At 70.8% G+C, this 15,515-nt stretch carries 19 protein-coding genes; 2 read left to right on the top strand and 17 right to left on the bottom strand.

Annotation, left to right across the window (positions count from 1 at the left end; genetic code table 11):
- Positions 1-66: 66 nt before the first annotated feature.
- The 17 genes from OG624_RS42830 to OG624_RS42750 all read right to left on the bottom strand — a co-directional run bounded on the left by OG624_RS42830 (position 67) and on the right by OG624_RS42750 (position 12,787).
- Positions 67-345, bottom strand: coding sequence for a WhiB family transcriptional regulator (locus OG624_RS42830; protein WP_331719697.1), 279 nt, complete (start codon positions 343-345; stop codon positions 67-69).
- On the bottom strand, positions 342-824 hold the full coding sequence (locus OG624_RS42825; protein WP_331719696.1) for a hypothetical protein: 483 nt from the start codon (positions 822-824) through the stop codon (positions 342-344). The genes OG624_RS42830 and OG624_RS42825 overlap by 4 nt, the downstream gene beginning before the upstream one ends.
- On the bottom strand, positions 821-1,102 hold the full coding sequence (locus tag OG624_RS42820; RefSeq protein WP_331719695.1) for a hypothetical protein: 282 nt from the start codon (positions 1,100-1,102) through the stop codon (positions 821-823). Before OG624_RS42820 ends, OG624_RS42825 begins: the two co-directional genes overlap by 4 nt.
- A gap of 87 nt (positions 1,103-1,189) precedes the next feature.
- Positions 1,190-1,456: a hypothetical protein gene (locus OG624_RS42815; protein WP_371640976.1), complete on the bottom strand. Its 267-nt coding sequence runs from the start codon at positions 1,454-1,456 to the stop codon at positions 1,190-1,192.
- Positions 1,457-1,458: 2 nt separating this feature from the next.
- Entirely contained in the window at positions 1,459-1,929 is a 471-nt protein-coding gene (locus OG624_RS42810) for a hypothetical protein (protein WP_331719693.1), read from the bottom strand.
- Between the two features lie 88 nt (positions 1,930-2,017).
- On the bottom strand, positions 2,018-2,632 hold the full coding sequence (locus OG624_RS42805) for a DUF6919 domain-containing protein (protein WP_331719692.1): 615 nt from the start codon (positions 2,630-2,632) through the stop codon (positions 2,018-2,020).
- 19 nt (positions 2,633-2,651) lie between these two features.
- On the bottom strand, positions 2,652-3,182 hold the full coding sequence (locus tag OG624_RS42800; protein WP_331719691.1) for a hypothetical protein: 531 nt from the start codon (positions 3,180-3,182) through the stop codon (positions 2,652-2,654).
- A gap of 110 nt (positions 3,183-3,292) precedes the next feature.
- Entirely contained in the window at positions 3,293-3,961 is a 669-nt protein-coding gene (locus OG624_RS42795) for a DUF6197 family protein (RefSeq protein WP_331719690.1), read from the bottom strand.
- A gap of 100 nt (positions 3,962-4,061) precedes the next feature.
- Positions 4,062-4,289: a hypothetical protein gene (locus OG624_RS42790; RefSeq protein ID WP_331719689.1), complete on the bottom strand. Its 228-nt coding sequence runs from the start codon at positions 4,287-4,289 to the stop codon at positions 4,062-4,064.
- A gap of 122 nt (positions 4,290-4,411) precedes the next feature.
- Positions 4,412-5,011 (bottom strand): hypothetical protein, encoded by a 600-nt coding sequence (locus tag OG624_RS42785; RefSeq protein ID WP_331719688.1) that lies wholly within the window; start codon positions 5,009-5,011, stop codon positions 4,412-4,414.
- Between the two features lie 189 nt (positions 5,012-5,200).
- On the bottom strand, positions 5,201-6,037 hold the full coding sequence (locus tag OG624_RS42780; RefSeq protein WP_331719687.1) for a DUF4097 family beta strand repeat-containing protein: 837 nt from the start codon (positions 6,035-6,037) through the stop codon (positions 5,201-5,203).
- A 137-nt stretch (positions 6,038-6,174) separates the two neighbouring features.
- The gene (locus tag OG624_RS42775; protein ID WP_331719686.1) at positions 6,175-7,077 is read right to left on the bottom strand and encodes a hypothetical protein; all 903 of its coding nucleotides are present in this window, start codon (positions 7,075-7,077) and stop codon (positions 6,175-6,177) included.
- Positions 7,078-7,268: 191 nt separating this feature from the next.
- A complete protein-coding gene (locus OG624_RS42770; protein WP_331719755.1) occupies positions 7,269-9,899 on the bottom strand; it encodes a DNA translocase FtsK in 2,631 nt (876 codons plus the stop codon).
- A 110-nt stretch (positions 9,900-10,009) separates the two neighbouring features.
- Complete coding sequence (locus tag OG624_RS42765; RefSeq protein ID WP_331719685.1) at positions 10,010-10,387, bottom strand: RRQRL motif-containing zinc-binding protein; 378 nt, start codon at positions 10,385-10,387, stop codon at positions 10,010-10,012.
- On the bottom strand, positions 10,387-11,976 hold the full coding sequence (locus OG624_RS42760) for a hypothetical protein (RefSeq protein WP_331719684.1): 1,590 nt from the start codon (positions 11,974-11,976) through the stop codon (positions 10,387-10,389). The genes OG624_RS42765 and OG624_RS42760 overlap by 1 nt, the downstream gene beginning before the upstream one ends.
- Positions 11,973-12,371, bottom strand: coding sequence for a hypothetical protein (locus OG624_RS42755; RefSeq protein WP_331719683.1), 399 nt, complete (start codon positions 12,369-12,371; stop codon positions 11,973-11,975). The genes OG624_RS42760 and OG624_RS42755 overlap by 4 nt, the downstream gene beginning before the upstream one ends.
- Positions 12,368-12,787 carry a hypothetical protein gene (locus tag OG624_RS42750; RefSeq protein ID WP_331719682.1) on the bottom strand — a complete coding sequence of 140 codons (420 nt, stop codon included), beginning with the start codon at positions 12,785-12,787 and terminating at the stop codon, positions 12,368-12,370. Before OG624_RS42750 ends, OG624_RS42755 begins: the two co-directional genes overlap by 4 nt.
- Positions 12,788-13,044: 257 nt before the next feature.
- On the opposite strand from OG624_RS42750, the gene OG624_RS42745 reads away from it, so the two are divergent.
- Together OG624_RS42745 and OG624_RS42740 are read left to right on the top strand one after the other, a co-directional pair.
- Positions 13,045-13,833: a GntR family transcriptional regulator gene (locus OG624_RS42745; RefSeq protein WP_331719681.1), complete on the top strand. Its 789-nt coding sequence runs from the start codon at positions 13,045-13,047 to the stop codon at positions 13,831-13,833.
- A gap of 579 nt (positions 13,834-14,412) precedes the next feature.
- The gene (locus OG624_RS42740; protein WP_331719680.1) at positions 14,413-15,477 is read left to right on the top strand and encodes a hypothetical protein; all 1,065 of its coding nucleotides are present in this window, start codon (positions 14,413-14,415) and stop codon (positions 15,475-15,477) included.
- Positions 15,478-15,515 lie beyond the last annotated feature (38 nt).

Here is a 15,515-nt window from a genome sequence, read left to right as displayed (position 1 = left end):
GGTCGGGGCCGTCCGTCCGGTACGGGTGAGCCGTACCGGACGGACGGGTGAGCGGGGTGGTGGCCGTCAGGCCGCGGCGGCGTCGCGGCGCTCGGCGCGCAGGCGGCGCCGGTCGCTGAGGGTGGTGCCGGCCCAGATCGCGGATCCGGCGCGGGTCGGGTGGTCCAGGGCCCAAGCCAGGCACTGCTCGCGGACGGCCTCGGGGCATCCGCTGAGGCAGGCCTTCTGACCGTTCGCGCGCTGCTTCAGGGTGGTCCCGGTCCAGTCCTCGGGGTCGGCCCCGGGCGCCCGGCACGGTTCGTTGCCGGTCAGCTGCGGCCAGGGGGCGAGGTCGGTGGTGGTCACTCCCCCACCCCCTTGGTGCCGGCGGCCGGGACGGCTGCGGTGGGCAGCAGGTGCTCGAAGGGCTCCCAGGCCGCGAGCTCGAAGGACATCTCCAGAAGTTCGAAGGGGTACTCCACGCCCTGGTCGTGGTCGTTCTGGGCTGCCTTCTCCGGCGGGAGGTTGGAGCGGTCTCCGTCGTCGGTGTCGTCGGCGGCCTGGTCGAGGTCGATGTACGCGACGACGACGTGGGTGTCGGTGCGCTCCAGGACGTACAGGCTGCGGACCGGCATCTCGTCGGGGTCGACGTCGTGACGGCGGATCCAGGTCTGGCGGGTGGCGGCGATGGCCCATGCCTCGCTGGCGTCGGCGGCGTCGGTGACCTTGGTGCAGGCCGCCGCGTACTCGGTGCCGGCCTTGACGAGTTCGTTGACGCGGGCGGTGATGTGGTCGCTGAGGGCCTGGGTGCCGATCAGCCAGGTCAGGGAGGCGAGGCCGGTCATGACGCTGCTCCCGTCGGGACGAGGGTGCGGGAGATCTTGGTGGGGGCGAGGAGGTGGAGGAGCGCGGAGCTGTGGTGGTGGGAGCCGAAGGTGGCGGGCAGGCCGCAGCTCCAGCAGTCGGCCTCGTCGCCCTGCCAGGCGACGGCGCAGCGGCTGCACACGAAGGCGCGGTCGGCGAGCAGGGGGTTGGCCTTGGCGAGGGACTTCAGGAACCGGCCGGCGGTGCTCAGCGGGCGGGTGGTGGAGGTGTGGTGCTGCTTGCGGCGGACGGCGTGCATGATGGTGGTCTCTCTCTCGTCTTGGCGGGTGAGGGGCCCGGGGCGGCCGGCGGTTTCTGAGGCCTTGACGGCCGTCCCGGGGCGGAGCTATCGGTCGATGCCCTTGTGTTCGGCCTGGTCCCAGCGGAGGTTCCAGCCGGGGCGCAGTCCGCGGGCGGACCAGTCGGTGCGGCACGAAGCAGCGGGGACGTCCTGGCCGGCCAGGGTGTGGAGGAGGGCCGTCTCCCAGGCGCGCTGTGCGGCCTGGCGGGCCTCGCGGCCGTTCTCGGCGAGCCCTGTGAAGACATGTACTCCGCGCTCGCCGGTGCCCGCGCGCTCTATCGGGACGTCGACCTCCCACATGAACTGGGGCATCGTCATCCCTCGGCGTCCGGGTCGAAGTCGACGCGGACGGGCAGCACGGTGATGCGGATGCTGGTCGTGCCCTCGTCGTCCGGGCCGGGGCCGAACATCACGAGGTCCTCGCAGGCGTCCTCGTCTCCGCTGTCCGGCACCCAGCCTGTGGTGACGCCAGCAGGAAGGGTGCGCCGCCTCACCAGCCGGGCTTCGGCAAAGGTCCGGGCGGCCTCCCGGGTGGTGAAGGTGCCGTACGGAATGTTGCGGCGTTCGGCACGGAACACGGCGAGCGCGGCCGGCTTCTCGTCGGTGAGGTGGGTGATTCCGGGGAAGATGGCCTCGGCGGCCGCCAGGCGGGCCTCGGTCTCCATGGAGGCGCCGAGCAGCTGGAGGATCTGGACGGTGAGGGGCAGGGTGCCGGCGGCGGCGCGGCGCCGGATGTCGGCGATCACGGTGGTGGGGTCGGGGTTCGGGACGGTGGTGGAGGTCATCAGTTCTCCGTCTCGTGGCGGGCCGGCTGTTCCGGTCCTCGGCGGTGCCCGGTCCTCGGGAGGTGGGGCCGGGCACCGCGGGGGGCCGTCAGCGGCCGGCCGTGCTCGGCAGGTGAAGGGCTTCGTCCAGGACGGTCCAGAGGAAGTCGCTGGGCTCGAAGGCGGTGTCGGCGATGGTGAGCTGGGCGGCGCGGGCCAGGGTGTCGAAGGCGGTGTCGCCGACGAGGCGGCTGTGCCAGGAGTGCCGGAGCTCGGGGCGGGTGAGGGTGCGGCCGTACCGGGTGTAGTCCAGGCCGTTGACGCGGGAGACGACCATGCCGGGGTGGAACTCGTCGCCATGGAACCGGACGAGCAGGTCGAGGCCGGCCTGCTCGGTGAAGTCGACGAGGCGGGTGAGGATCTCGGGATCGGCGACGAATCCGGTGACCGCGGCGCGCTGCTCCCACAGGTTGCCGGCGTAGTCGGCGGCGTCGTAGCCGGGCTGGGAGTCGTCGGTGAGGAATCCGGCCCGGTTCGCGGCGGCCAGGCAGCCGATGAGGGGGAGGGTCTCGTCGTCGGGCCCGTAGTTCGGCACGTTCCCGGCGCAGGAGCGGATGTCGCCTTCGAGCCAGCGGGCGGTCAGCTCGGCGAGGTCGGAGAAGGTGGTGGCGGCGCGCCAGAGGCGGCGGTCCGCGCGGCTCGGCCAGGGAAGTCGGATCTTCATGGCGGTCCTCCTGTCGGGTTCAGAGCTGGGCGGCCAAGGCCTCGGCGTCGTAGGCCTCGACCTCGCGCTGCTCGATCAGCAGCTCGTAGGCGGTGAGGGTGTTGGGCTTCATGGGCTGCCGGCCCCAGACGTGCTTGAGGTACTTGAGGTGGAGCTCGCGGGCGGAGCGGTCACCGAGCTGGTGGGCATGGACGAGCTCGTGCACGAGGGTTTCGAGGACGTCGCGCTCGTGGCGCATGTTGCAGATCTGGAGGACGATCAGCGCTCCGCCGCGGTCGATGGACGTCTGGCCGTAGGCCTGGCGGGAGTGGCGGTCGGGGCGGCTGACGGTGTTGACCTGTGTGGGGTTGATGCCGGTCAGGAGCTGGGCTTCCGCGGTGTTCACCAGGTGGTCCATCCGGCTGGTGTCGCCGTTGAGGACCAGGTGGACGGCCGGCAGGGAGCCGAACTTGTCGCGGACGATCTTCTCGGCGTCGGGGGCGATGGTCTTGGCGTACCTGCTGAGGCGGCCGCCTCCGAAGAGGAAGTGCTGGGTCGAGATGCGGAGCATGACGGTCCCTTCTGGGGGGGAGTTCGGAGGTCGGGTGGAAGGACCACCCGAACCCAACAAGAAAACTATAACTGCCATTCATCACTAGATCTAGTGGGCTACCCCTGCTGTCAGTCCCCGGCGCGCTCGGCGAGCTCGGCGGCCCGCTGCAGGAGGTCGAGGACGGCGCCGACGGTCGGGACCGCGATGTTGTTGTTCACGGCGATGTCGAACTGGCGGCTCAGGGCCCGCGGGTCACGGCCCTCGCTGCGCCACTGCGCCTCCAGGCGGGCCCGGTAGGCCGCCGTGGGCTGGGCGTACGCGGCCGGTTCCGCCATCGCGGAGCGGATGTAGATGTGAGAGCGGTTGGTGGTGTCGGCGTCGGCCGGCGCGGCCATGAGGGCGCCGAGGATGCAGTGGCGGCCGGTGGCGTCGCGGAGTTCTCCGCGGCACCAGCCGCCGGTGGCCAGCACAGCCGCGGCGCGGCGGATGTGCAGGCTCGCGCGGGTGGCCGGCCGCTGGTGGCGGCGGGTGATCCGGTCGAGCAGGGAGGGGCGGGCGGCGGCCTGGGCGGCGGCGGTGGCCCGTTCGCTGCGCTCGACCTCGGCGAGCCCGGCGGCCACCAGGGCCGGGATGTCGAACCCGGCGGAGGGTTCGGGCTGTTCGTGGGCCGGGGCGGGTGCCGGGGCCGGGGCCTTGGTGATCCTCTTGAGCCAGGCTTCGACCTCGTCGGCCAGGAGGCGGGTGCTCGTGTCGGGAGCCTGGGTGCCGAAGGTGGCGGGTGCTGCGGATGCGGGCATGGCGAAGCCTTCCTGCCTGCTGCGGGACGGTGAGGTTGGGAGCTCCGGGGGCGGCCGGCTGAGTTTTGGCGACCTGGAGGCCGGCCCCGGAGGCGGTGGATCAGGCGGTGTACTTCCGAACGTTCTTGTAGACGTAGTCGCGCTTGCGGCCCATCGCGTCGGCGACGTGCTGCTGGGCGCCGTGGTAGCTCTTGCTGAGCTCGCCCATCCGCTGCCAGAACTCCTTCTCGGCGGCGAGTACGGCGTTGTCGCGTGCGGTCTGCGCGATCTGCACGGCGGCCTTGATGTCTTCGGCGGTGGTGGGCTCGTTGTCGGGGCGGGGGGTCATTTGGGCTCCTCGCGGTCGTGAGGGACGATGGGTCCGGCCCTCCTGCTCCGGTTGGAGCTGGTTGGGAGACCCGGGGACGGTGGGTTGAGTTTGGCGACCTGGCCGCCGTCCCCGGGGCGCCTCTACTTCAGATCTTTGCGGGCGTCGTCGGCCCACTCGTCACCGACCTGGCCGTACCCGAACGCCTCCTCCGCCTTGCGCAGGTGAAGGACGGCCGCATAGAGGCGCTGCGCCTGGTCCTCCTCGCCGCGCTCGGCGAAGGCCACACCGAGCCTGCGCGAGAGCGCGCCCGTCGCTGTCAGCAGACCGCTGGTGTGGAGGCTTTGGTGGATCTCGTCCGGCTCGGCGCCGAAGTCGATGTCGGCGCGGATGTGGTCGAGCTCTTCCGTCAGGGCGTAGGCGGTGTCGCCGTCCCAGCGGTCCGGGTTGATCCGGTCGATGAGCCCGTTGGCGGCAGCGTTGATGACGTAGAGGGCGCCGATGAGAGTGAGCCACGTGACGACGGCTCCGGGGAGGGTCAGGTTCGCGAGCGGGCCGTCGTTGTTGACGATCGCGTGGAGTCCGAGGGTGCCGGTGCAAGCGATGATCACGATGCCGTCGTAGCGAATGACGGCGGACAGGGCCTTGACGCCGGCGCGCCGGGCGCGCGCGGCCCGGACCGGGCGGTGCTTCAGGGACTCGGGGCGGACGGTTCCGGCGGGGTGGACCAGGGTGTGGGTCACGAAGTGCTCCTTCGGTTTGCTGGTGCTGGACGGTTGGGAAGGCGGCCGGCTGAGTTGGCGACCTGGCGGCCGTGCGGGTCGGAAGGTGAGGGACTATGGTGTTTGCCCCCCGCTCCTGTGGAGTGGGATGGGAGGCCCGGGGCGGCCGGTGAAGGTTGGTAGCCAGAAGGCGGCCGCCCCGGGGCGAAGTCAGCGGCTGCGGAGCTTGCCGGAGACGGTGCGCACGCGCTCGCGCAGGTGGCCCGTGCCGCGCGTGGTGATGCCACCGGAGACCGTGCTCACGTCGATCGAGCCGATGGCGGCGGGGGTCGCGGTGACGTGGACGTCGCCGGAGACGGTGTTGGCTCGGAACTCCGAGCCGTTGTACGCGCCGATCTCGAAGTCGCCGGAGATGGAGCTGATGTCGACCCGGGCTTCGACGCGGCCCACCTCGAAGTCGCCGCTGGTGGTGTTGCCGCGCAGCGTGTTCACGCTGCGGGCTTCGACGTCGCCGGAGAGCGAGTGGAAGTCCAGGACCTGGAGGTCGCCGTTGACGGTGAGGTCGGCGCTGGTGGTCTCCATCCGGACCGAGGACATGTCGCTCGGCAGCGTCACGTCGACGGTGATGGTGCCCATGCCGCCGCCGGAGACGACGGTGCCCTTCGGGGCGACGACGCGGCCGCCGATGGTGATGTCGCCGCCGCTGATGGTCATGCCCGTCACCGAGCCGCTGATGACGCCGAAGTTCTGGCCGACGACCATGCTGTTGCCGCTGAAGTTGAAGGTGGAGTTGCCCATCGTCATCGTGTTGCCCTCGACCTTGGGGACGCGGACGGTGAGGCTGTTCAGGGCCTGATGGGTGCTCTCCTCCATCGTGGCGCCGCGTACGGCGTCGGCGAGCGGGCCCTCGTCGTCACCTGTGCTCACGGTGACGACCGCATTCGTCAGCGTCGGGTCGATGGTGATGTTGACCTTGCCCAGGTGGCTGATGACGTCGGTCCACAGGGGTCCGGCGGCGGTGGCGGTGAAGGTCTTCGAGGTGGTCAAGGCGAACTCCCTGGTCGGAGGGTGCGGGTGTGGGTGTCCGGGACTTGCTGCCCGGGGGCCTTGCATGTCTCAAGTATGCATCTCCAAAGAATGCATTTCAAGTGAATGCATTCAGGGATTTGCGGGCTCTTCCCCGGCTACGCGTCGGCGCTGGTCACGGCGCCGGAGCGGGAGTTGGCCGCCGCGGGCCGTTGGGCGCCGACGGCCGCCTCCTCGTCGCGGGGCCCCGCCTTCGGGTCGGCGGGGGTGCGGCCGCCGGCCCGGGCCCGGGCGGCCTTGCGCTCGGCGGCGGCCAGGGCCGCCGCGGCCGGGCCCTCGCACTCGGTGCACGAGATGTCCAGGCCCGGCGCCACGATCCGCCCCTTGTCCTCGCAGACCAGGCACGCCAGCCCCTTGACCGGTGCAGGCATGCCGTACGCGGCGCGGTACTTGGCGACGGAGGGGATCTTCGGCCCCGGGGCCTGCTTGCCCTTCTTCTGCGCCGGGGCGGGCGCCTCTTGCGGGATGCCGGCCTGCATGGCCCAGGCGGTGCGGATGAGGGCCGCGACCGGGGAGTAGGCGACGTTGACGGCCTTCTTCTTCACCCTGCGGACGCGACGGCGGACTTGGCGGCGGACGCGCTTCTTCGCCTCCCTCACCAGGAACTTGGTGACGATCCGCGCGGCCTTGGGGACCTCTTCGACCAGGTCGATGGGCGGGGGCGGCTGCTCACCGAAGCCGGCCTCCAGGATCCAGTGCATGTCCCAGTTCGGGATGGTCCAGCGCATGTCCGCCCAGGCGGTGAAGTGGCCGGGGTCGATGAGGTGCTCGGACCACTCGTGCCGGGCCGGGCAGAGCACCTCGACCACGGGCTGCGCGGCGCGCTCCAGGACGAGGGTCAGGCCGGTGTCGGCGCCGCACATCGGGCAGGTGACGGGCAGGGCCTGCCAGATGACGCGGATGGTGCGGTCGGGGTCGATTCGGAGGTAGTTGAAGCGGCGCTCGGCGGTGATGCGGTAGTAGCCGGCGTCCGGGTCGTGGGTGCGGGTCGGGTCGATCATTACGGACTCCTGGGGATCTTTCGGGCGGGGAACAGCCGGGAACGGGGAGGAACGTGCAGGTCAGGGGGCCGGAACATGGTGGGAACAGGTGCGGGGCGGGGAACACCGTCACCGGTTCCGCGAGGTGTTCCGTCCCTGTTCTCGGCCTGTTCCGGCGCGCTGACCTGCGTGTTCCTGGAGTGTTCCGGCGCTCAGGAGGCGCTTGCGTCCTCGCCGGTGATCTTCTTGAGGTGGCGCAGGCAGTAGCCCTTGACCGTGCTCTTCTCGCCCGGGCGCCGGTAGCTGTCGGTCGTCCAGGACTTGCCGCCGGGGGCGAGCACCGCCTTGATCGCCGCCTTCAGCGCGGCGGCGCGGGCGGCCTCCTGGTCCGCGGCGTCGTCCCCGTCGAACGCCTCCAGGTCCCAGCGGTCGGCGTCGTCCTGCGCGAGGCCGGCCGCGATCTCCTCCAGCTGGAGGCCGCTCGGGTCCCCGGCCGCCCGGTAGACCTCGCGGATGGAGGTGATCAGCTGGGGGACGGCGCCCTGCTCCTGGCCGCCGGCGGCGTAGTTCCGGGCGCTGGTCTCCATCAGGCTCCGCAGCGAGATGCGGCTGAGCTTCGCGGACTCGGGGTCGATGTCGACCAGCCCGGCCTGGGCCCGGGCCCGGCCGCGGCGCAGCAGCTCCTCGGGGCCGGCGTAGCAGCCGCGGTAGGGGATGGGTTCGCAGTAGGCGTTGCCGGCCATCACGTAGACCACGGAGGCGTCGTTGAGCTGGTCACCCATCGCGGGGGTGAGCCGGTCGGCGCGCCACCCCTGGGCGAGCATGCCGTCGCCGAGGATCTGGATGACGTCGTCCTTGTCGCAGGCCGCCAGCACCTGGACGGGCAGTTCCACCACCCAGGTGTTGTCCTTGATCTTCTCCTTCGTGACGCCTTGGCCGGCGATGACCTCGGTGGCGTCGCTCTTGGCGCAGGTGATCGAGATCTCGGCGAGCATGCCGTCGAGGTCCCAGGAGACCTGCCGCTTGAGGTCCTCGTCGTAGTAGCCCTTGCGGCTCTCGCGGACCAGCGCGGGGAACTCGTCCACGATGACCTTGATGCCGGGTCGTTCCCCGGAGGTGACCCAGTTCTCACCCATGCCGAGGCGGTCGAAGAGCCCGGGCCGGCCCTTGCCGATGTCCAGCACCCACTGGAGCGCGGCCTTCGCCTCCGCCGGGGTCGTGGCCACCACGTGCATGGCGTGCCGGAGCCCGCCGAAGCCGCTGCCGGCGCCGCCCAGGTCGATGCCGATGACGATCTGGTCCTCGGTCGCGGTGAGCACGTCCAGGATGGCCCGCAGGATCGTGGACTTCCCCGATCGGCTCTTGCCGACGACGTTGACGTTGGTCCGGCACATGGGCAGGGCCAGCGGCCGCCCCGCCATGTCGCCGCCGATCTGCTCCTTGTGGAGGTCGGTGGTGGAAACGGACTTCGGTTCTCGGACTGGCAGTTCGGGAACGGCTTGCCACGGGTTGGGGCCTGGTACGCGGATGACGCAGTAGTTGCGGGACTGCGCGGACTGCTGGAGCAGCACGCTGCCGGTGCGTACGCCGGGAAGGCATGCCTCCAGCAGGTCCAGCCCCTTGGACATCGTCTCCGGGGTCATCCGCTCCAGCCAGACGTGGATCTCGAAGCCCCACGCGTGGGGGTCGACCCGCAGGGCCGAGAGGTTGAGTTTCAGGTCCTCGGTGAGGGCCTGGCGCATCATCTGCTCGAACATCCGCGGCGTCATGCCCACACTGATCTGCTGCGGGGCGCCGGCCTCGATCCGCTCCAGCTTCTCCAGCTCCTCCTCGCTCACCTCGACGTCACGGCCCAGCATTGAGATCCCGGCGAGGTTGAGCACCAGCGCGCCGAAGAAGCCCCAGACGTCGGCGAAGCCGTAGGCGGCCGCGTCGGCCAGGACCAGCGGGCCGTAGGTGACTCCGGCGCGGAACGCGACGGCTCGCTTCGCGGTCTTCCGGGCGCTCTGCGCGACTGCCAGCTGCTTGCCGGCCTCCAGCTGGAGCCTGGCCGCCTGGGCCTGCTTCTGCTCCCGGTTCAGGAGCGCGAGCTGCGCGCGGCGGGCGCTGCGGTCGGCGGTCCTGACGGCGGCGAGCGCCAGGCGCTCGTCGGCCGCGGCCTTGTAACCCTCCATGCCGATCACCCAACTGCGTACCCGCTGCTCCCCGCGCAGGGCCCGCGGGACGACCCCGTGCACGGTGAGCTGGCGGGCGGCGGCCTTCCGCGCCCGGCGGCGGGCCTGCCGGCGCAGGTAGGCGTAGCGGGCCTTGCGGCCGTCCTTGGTGCGCAGCTGCGGGTTGATCCAGGGGCGGTCGCCCTCCGGGTCCTCGCGCAGCTCCCACTCCTGGGGGGTGTAGACGGTGCCTTCCACCGGCCGGTTGTGCTCCGGCGCTGGCTCGTCGTCCTCGTCTTCGTCTTCGTCGGCCGGGAGGTCCGTCGGCTGGGCCGGGATGTCGGCCGGCGTCTCGCGGTCCGTGTGCAGCAGGGCCGTGAAGGCGGGGCCGCCGTCGCCGTAGAGGGTCTCGAAGACCGGCTCCAGGTCCTCGACGAGCTTGATCTTCACCTCGCGGGCCTGGGATCCCTGGTCGGGGCCGACGACGCCGAGGGCCTCCAGCGCGTCCATCATCCGGCCCGTCAGTTCCCAGCCGATGCGCAGCTTGCGCTGGAGCATGGACCGGGAACCGAACTGGGCGGAGACAATCAGCTCGGCGGCCTCCCAGAGCACCTTGCGGTCCATGCCCTGGCCGACCTTGGCCCACAGGCGAGGGTCGTCGACTTTCGAGTTGGTGTCGATCTCGGTCATGCTGGTCACGCCTCCTGTCGGGGGTGAGCGCGGGGCGGGGAAGCCGGGCATCGCTTTGGTCGGTTGAGACCGGCGGGCCCCGCCCTGCGCTCTGGGGGAAGGTGTTCGGGTCAGGCGGCGTTCGCGCCGCCGGGGCAGTCGTTGCAGACCCCGTAGCGCTTGGGGATCTCGTAGTCCTTCTCGGTGTGGCACTCGGGGCAGACCCGGCGGGCCGCCGCCGCCTTGCGGATCGCGGCCCATCGCGCCTCCGTCATCGGCCGCTTCGGCTGGGCCAGCTCGACCAGGTAGAGGGCGGCGAACATCGGGTTGCCCTGGCGGGTCCACCCGAGCTGGCCGGCCACGGGCTGGCCGCCCGGGCGCAGCCCGCGGGCGCGCAGCTGTCGGTAGGTGGCCATGACCTCGGGGTCGGGGCCGAGCTTCCAGGGCCAGGTCGGTATGCCGAACTCCTGACCCTGCGGGTCGTCGTAGCGGGGGCTGGTTCGCGGCATCACCGACTCCCGGAGTTGCTGCGGGTCGACTTGGCCTTGGCGAGGCGGTCGTAGACCCAGGACTTGCTCGGCTCGATGGCCTTGTCTCCGTGGGCTTCCGCGCGGCGCTGCTTCGTCTCCGCGGTGACCCCCTTGGCGTTGGGGATCCGGCCGTCGCGGATCTCGCTGCGGATCCACTCCTCGATCGCGGCGTTCTCGGTCGCGTCGTAGTTCCTGGCGGTTTCCGCGGCGGCCCGCCGGGCGGCCGGCGAGAGCCTACGCACCGGGGCCGTCACGGAACGCCGCTTCGAGCCTGCGGCCGCAGCCTCGCGCTTCCGTGCGGACGCCTTTTCGGGTGTGCGCGCGGACGGGGGGACGGACGGGTTGACCTGCGAAGATCCATTCCACCGGAAAGCGTTCGCCGGGCCCTCCACGAGTCCGTCACGGGTGCCCGCAAAGACCCGTGTGGGGAGGGTTGCAGGCTCTTCCGCGACCGCCTTCACGGACTCCTCAGGGACGTTCTCGGCCGCCACTGCGGACACCTTCGCGGAAGCGGTCAGGCGCATGCGGCGCGCGTCCGCGAGCTCCTCCAGAACCTCCGCCAGACGGCCTTCCGCGTCCACGCGCAGCCCGAGCATGTCGGCCGACAGGTGCCGGAGCAATTCCTCGGGCAGGTCAGCGCCGGTGCCTTCGTGCACGCCGTACGCGGCGTGCCAGGCCTCGTCTTCGGAGAGCAGTTCGTGCCCGGCGATGGCGCGCAGCGTCTTCGCCGTCGCCCAGACCTGCGGCAGCAGGTCCTCGCGCTGCTTGCGGGTGGCCTTCACGTCCTTGCGCCGGGCCCGCTCGGCCTTCAGCCGCGCCCGGGCTTCCTGGTGCCGGCCGAGCTGGACCAGCTGCCAGACGGCGATGGGGATGATCGAGGAGGCAGCGAGTACGGCGCCCAGGATGGTCCCGTACTTGTCGCCGCCGACCTGCTGGCCGTGGAGCCAGTTGATCCAGGCCGCCAGGCCCGCGAAGGTGTAGATCGCGATCCGGTACGGCCACGGCGAGCGGCCCTGCTGCATGGCCTTGGCCTCGCCGGCCGTCGCCGCCCAGGCGGAGCACTCCAGCATCACCGGCAGGAGGGCGACCAGAAGGAAGCCCACCCAGCCCATCTCGGTGAGGATGCCCGTGCCGGTCAGCGAGGCGGCCTGGGAGATGAGAGCCGGGACGATGCTGCACGCCATGACCGCCAGGGCGGCGGCCAGGTCGAGGTGTTCGGCCAGCCAAGCCGGGGCGGCGTTGAGCCGGGCGGCGAAACGCTCGCGGGCCTCCTTGCGGCGCCGGGCCTTCTCCCGCCGCTTCTCCTTGTCGGCCGCTGCCTTCGCGGCCTGGTCGGCCTTCTCCTTCGCGAGCTTGGCGGCGGCCTCGGCCTCCTTGGCCTTGCGGACGCGCTCGGCCTCGCGGTCCTTGGCCTCCTGCTCGGCGGCGGCGCGCGCCTGCTCCTGGTCGAAGGCCTGCTGCCGCTCCTCGCGGTCGAGACGGGCACGCAGTTCTTCGGCCAGGCGGTTCTGCTCGGCCTCGGCGGCGTTGTCCTCGCGGCGGGCGGTACGGAAGTCGGTGAGGCTCACGGGGTACCTCCGGCGGTCGGGGTGGCCGCGTGCGGGGCGTAGCGGTACAGGGCCGTCACGAGGGCGATGACCAGGCAGACGCCGATGCGTTCGGCGACGCCGGGGGTGAGGCCGAGGAGCCAGGCGCCGCCGGCCACGGCCAGGGGGAGCTGGATCGCGCCGAGTTCGGCGAGGAGCCGGGTCAGGCGGGCGCGGATCTCGACGATGGGCGTGTGGCCGCGGCTGTCGAGGTAGGCGAGGCTGGCGACCGGGATCGCGAGCAGTACGCGCTGCCACCAGGTCGCCTCAAGGCCCAGGAGCCAGCCGGCGCCGAAGAGGATGAAGGCGGTGATGGACCACGTCGTCACCAGGGCCTGGACCTTCAGGGGCAGGCCGCGCGGGGTGCTGGTGCTCATGCGACCTGCACCTCCCGCGCGGTGAAGACGAGCGCCGGCACCGACTTGCCCTTCCGGACGGAGGCCACGAGCGCGACGGTGAACGGGAAGGGGATGGAGCCGTGGCGGTCCGGGCGGGAGTCCGCGGGGACCGGGCCGAAGACGCGGTCGGGCTGCTTCGCCTCGGGCTCGCCGGCCAGCCGGCGGATCAGCTCGGCGACGCGGGCGGCGGCCTTCGGGTCGTGCTCGGCGATGCCGAGGATCACGTCGGCCTGGAACTCCAGGCGCTTCGCCTGCTGTTCGGCCGACTCGTTCAGCGGGGCCAGCCAGTCGACCGCCGGTACGCCGGTCATCAGCTGCAGCTGGTACAGGATCTCGACCTGTTCCAGACCCTGCGGGTGGGTCGTGCGGCTACTGGCTGCGAAGATGGTGTTCACGGGTCGTTCTCCTCAGACGTGGACGGCCTGTGCGCGGCTCTCCGGGTCTCTGCCAAGACCACCCGGAGGGCCGTTTTTGGCATGGCGGTGCCGTCGTTGAACGCACGGGTAGCCAAACCATGGGTAGCCCTTCCGGTACCCCCGGTTAGAGCTATCGGTAATGATGAGACCACTCCGACATGCCGCGCGTCAAGACTGACGCGCCATTAGAGATAGCTATATAGTGATGGCGTTGGATGCTTAGAAAGGCGGCCTGAATGCCCGTTTCGTACCGCGAGATCGCTGCTGCGCTCCGGCAGCAAATCTCCGATGGGCGGTATCAGCCGGGAGACAAGCTGCCCATGCTGACCGAGCTTCAGGAGCAGTACGGGGCTGGCTATCAGACCGTCCGCAGCGCCATCCAGCTGCTGGAGCAGGAAGGCCTGGTCGTCGCTGTCCGGCGGAGAGGGACGATCGTGCGTGAGCGTCCGGAGAAGCGACGAATCACGAGGTCGCGGCAGGTCTACCGGGACGAGAAGGGGTACTACTTCGATCCCGCCGCCCAGTCCTGGGTGGCGCTCGAAACGCCCACCGTGAGGTGGGGCGTGATCCCTGTGGACCTTGCGGCCACCATGGGACTCAGCGTCGGCTCGGAGGTCCTCATCAGGGATCGGATCATGGGCGACCCGGACACCCGGGCCGCGATGCAGCTGGCGACCAGCTACCTGCCGGCCGACCTTGCCCGCGGCACACAGCTCGCCGAGAGCGACACCGGACCGGGCGGCATCTACGACCGGCTCGAAGAGCTCGAAGAGATGGGGCACGCCCCGCTCGTATGGAAGGAAGCGGTGTCCGCGCGGATGCCGTCCCCGGAGGAGGCGGAGGCGCTGGGCCTCCCGGCCGACGTCGGTGTCCCGCTGCTGCGGATCGTCCGCGTCACCAGGTCGTCGACGGGCCAGGTGGTAGAGGTCAACGACACCCGGATGTCGGCCGAGCTCTTCGAGATCGGCTACGACATCGAGCGCGATAGCAGTGCCCAGCTCGGCGCGGAATCCGCCCCGGCCTAGAGCCTAAGGAGAACTCAACATGAGCCGTTCACCGTAGAAAGGAAGAACGGCCGCCCTGGTGAGACAGGACGGCCGTTCGATGTCCCGACTCCCCAAGCCTGGCAGCACACGGAGTCGTGGTCAGCGCGGTGACCGCACTGGGTGCCTGGACCATCAGGGCCCGTCGGTCACCTACCCAACAGCATAGACAACGACTCCCGGGCAAGCCCAGACAGGCTTGCCCAGTGGCCTCCGTCAAACAGTTGATCAGCTGATCCACGGCTCCCTGAACAAGGGACCGTATGTGTCACACCTGAACAAGGCCGCCCCCGCGGCTGCACCCCGCCCGTCCCTCCGCCCCCCCGGCTCGTTGGCACACATCGGCTTGCCCGGGCGGCCCGGGAATGGGCAAGCCCGCCACCTGGGCCTTCCGGGCAGCGGGCAAGCCTTCGGGCAAGCCCGCATGTGGAGAGTTCACGGCACAACTTCCGTCAGGAGGAGTGCTGTGCACCCGAACTACCCTCCGACCGCCACCACGTGGGTGGAGGTCCGCCTTCGTACCGCCCTGCCCGTAGTCGGCCGCCGCAAGTCGGTGCCCGCATGAGCGAGCGCCACGACTACCTCGCCGCCACCATCGTCCGGGGCCAGGCCCCGGCGCGCGCCGTCACCGTCCAGCGGGCCGTGGCCTTCAGCGGCCGCCTGACGCACCAGCTCGACTACGTCGTCTACCTCCACGTCCTCTTCGCGATCAACAGCGGCCTCCAGGTCACCGTGCCCGGAATCGTCGCCTCGGTCCGCGAGGCGGGCGTGCGGTCGGCGAAGAGCGGCACCGAGCTCGTGGGCCGGGACGCGGTCTACGAGTCCTTCGCGCGACTCATCGAGGCGCGCTTCATCCGCCGCACGACCATCCCCAACCCGAAGGGCAAGGGGTACCGCGGGCTGACCTCGTACGAGGTGTACGAGCACTTCGAGGACAACCCGGACTACTCGCCCGAGGACTCCTCCGAGGAGTCCGACACCAAACTTCCGGTGTTCGCGGAAACTACTGTTTCCGCAGGTCAGACCACTTCCGGTGTTCGCGGAAACAAGGGTTCTTCCGGTGTTCGCGGAAGCGGTGTTCGCGGACGTGGGGGATCGTTCGTTTCCGCAGGTCAGCCCACGTCCGCGAACACCGGAAGTGGAACGGGCTCCCCCCCACACCCCCCGGAGGAGGTAAATACCTCCTCCCCCTACCCCCTCGGGACGGGTGCGGATGGTGTGGCGCCTGCGGCGCGGGAGGAGGAGGGGGAGATCCCCTCGAAGCCCACTGCCTCGGCTGAGCAGGTCGAAGCAGCGTCGCAGTTCCTCCAGGTCCTGCCCCGCCCTTGGACCGCGGGACGAGTGACGGCTCGAACCCTCGCTCCGTTGCTTGCTGAAGTCGTTGCCGAGCAGGGCTGGGAGCTGGACGACTTCCTGGTCCGAGAGCTCACCCAGAACCCCGAGGGAGTGAAGCGTCCGACGAAGGTGCTGAAGAGCCGCATCGAGGACCTCCCCCGGCGGCTGGCCGCCCGCAAGGACGTACCCAGGCCTCGCCCTGCCGTTGCCGAAGACCCCGACTTTGAGCCGGTCCCGATGCCGGACAAGGTTGCTTCGATCCTCACCGGCCTTCGACGGCCGGCTGTCTGAAGCAGCCCCGGACATGACGGCGGCGGCCGCTCCCGCGA

The sequence above is a fragment of the Streptomyces virginiae genome (genome assembly GCF_041432505.1).
GTDB classification, from domain to species: Bacteria; Actinomycetota; Actinomycetes; order Streptomycetales; family Streptomycetaceae; genus Streptomyces; species Streptomyces virginiae_A.
This window is presented reverse-complemented; position numbering and strand designations above follow the sequence as displayed.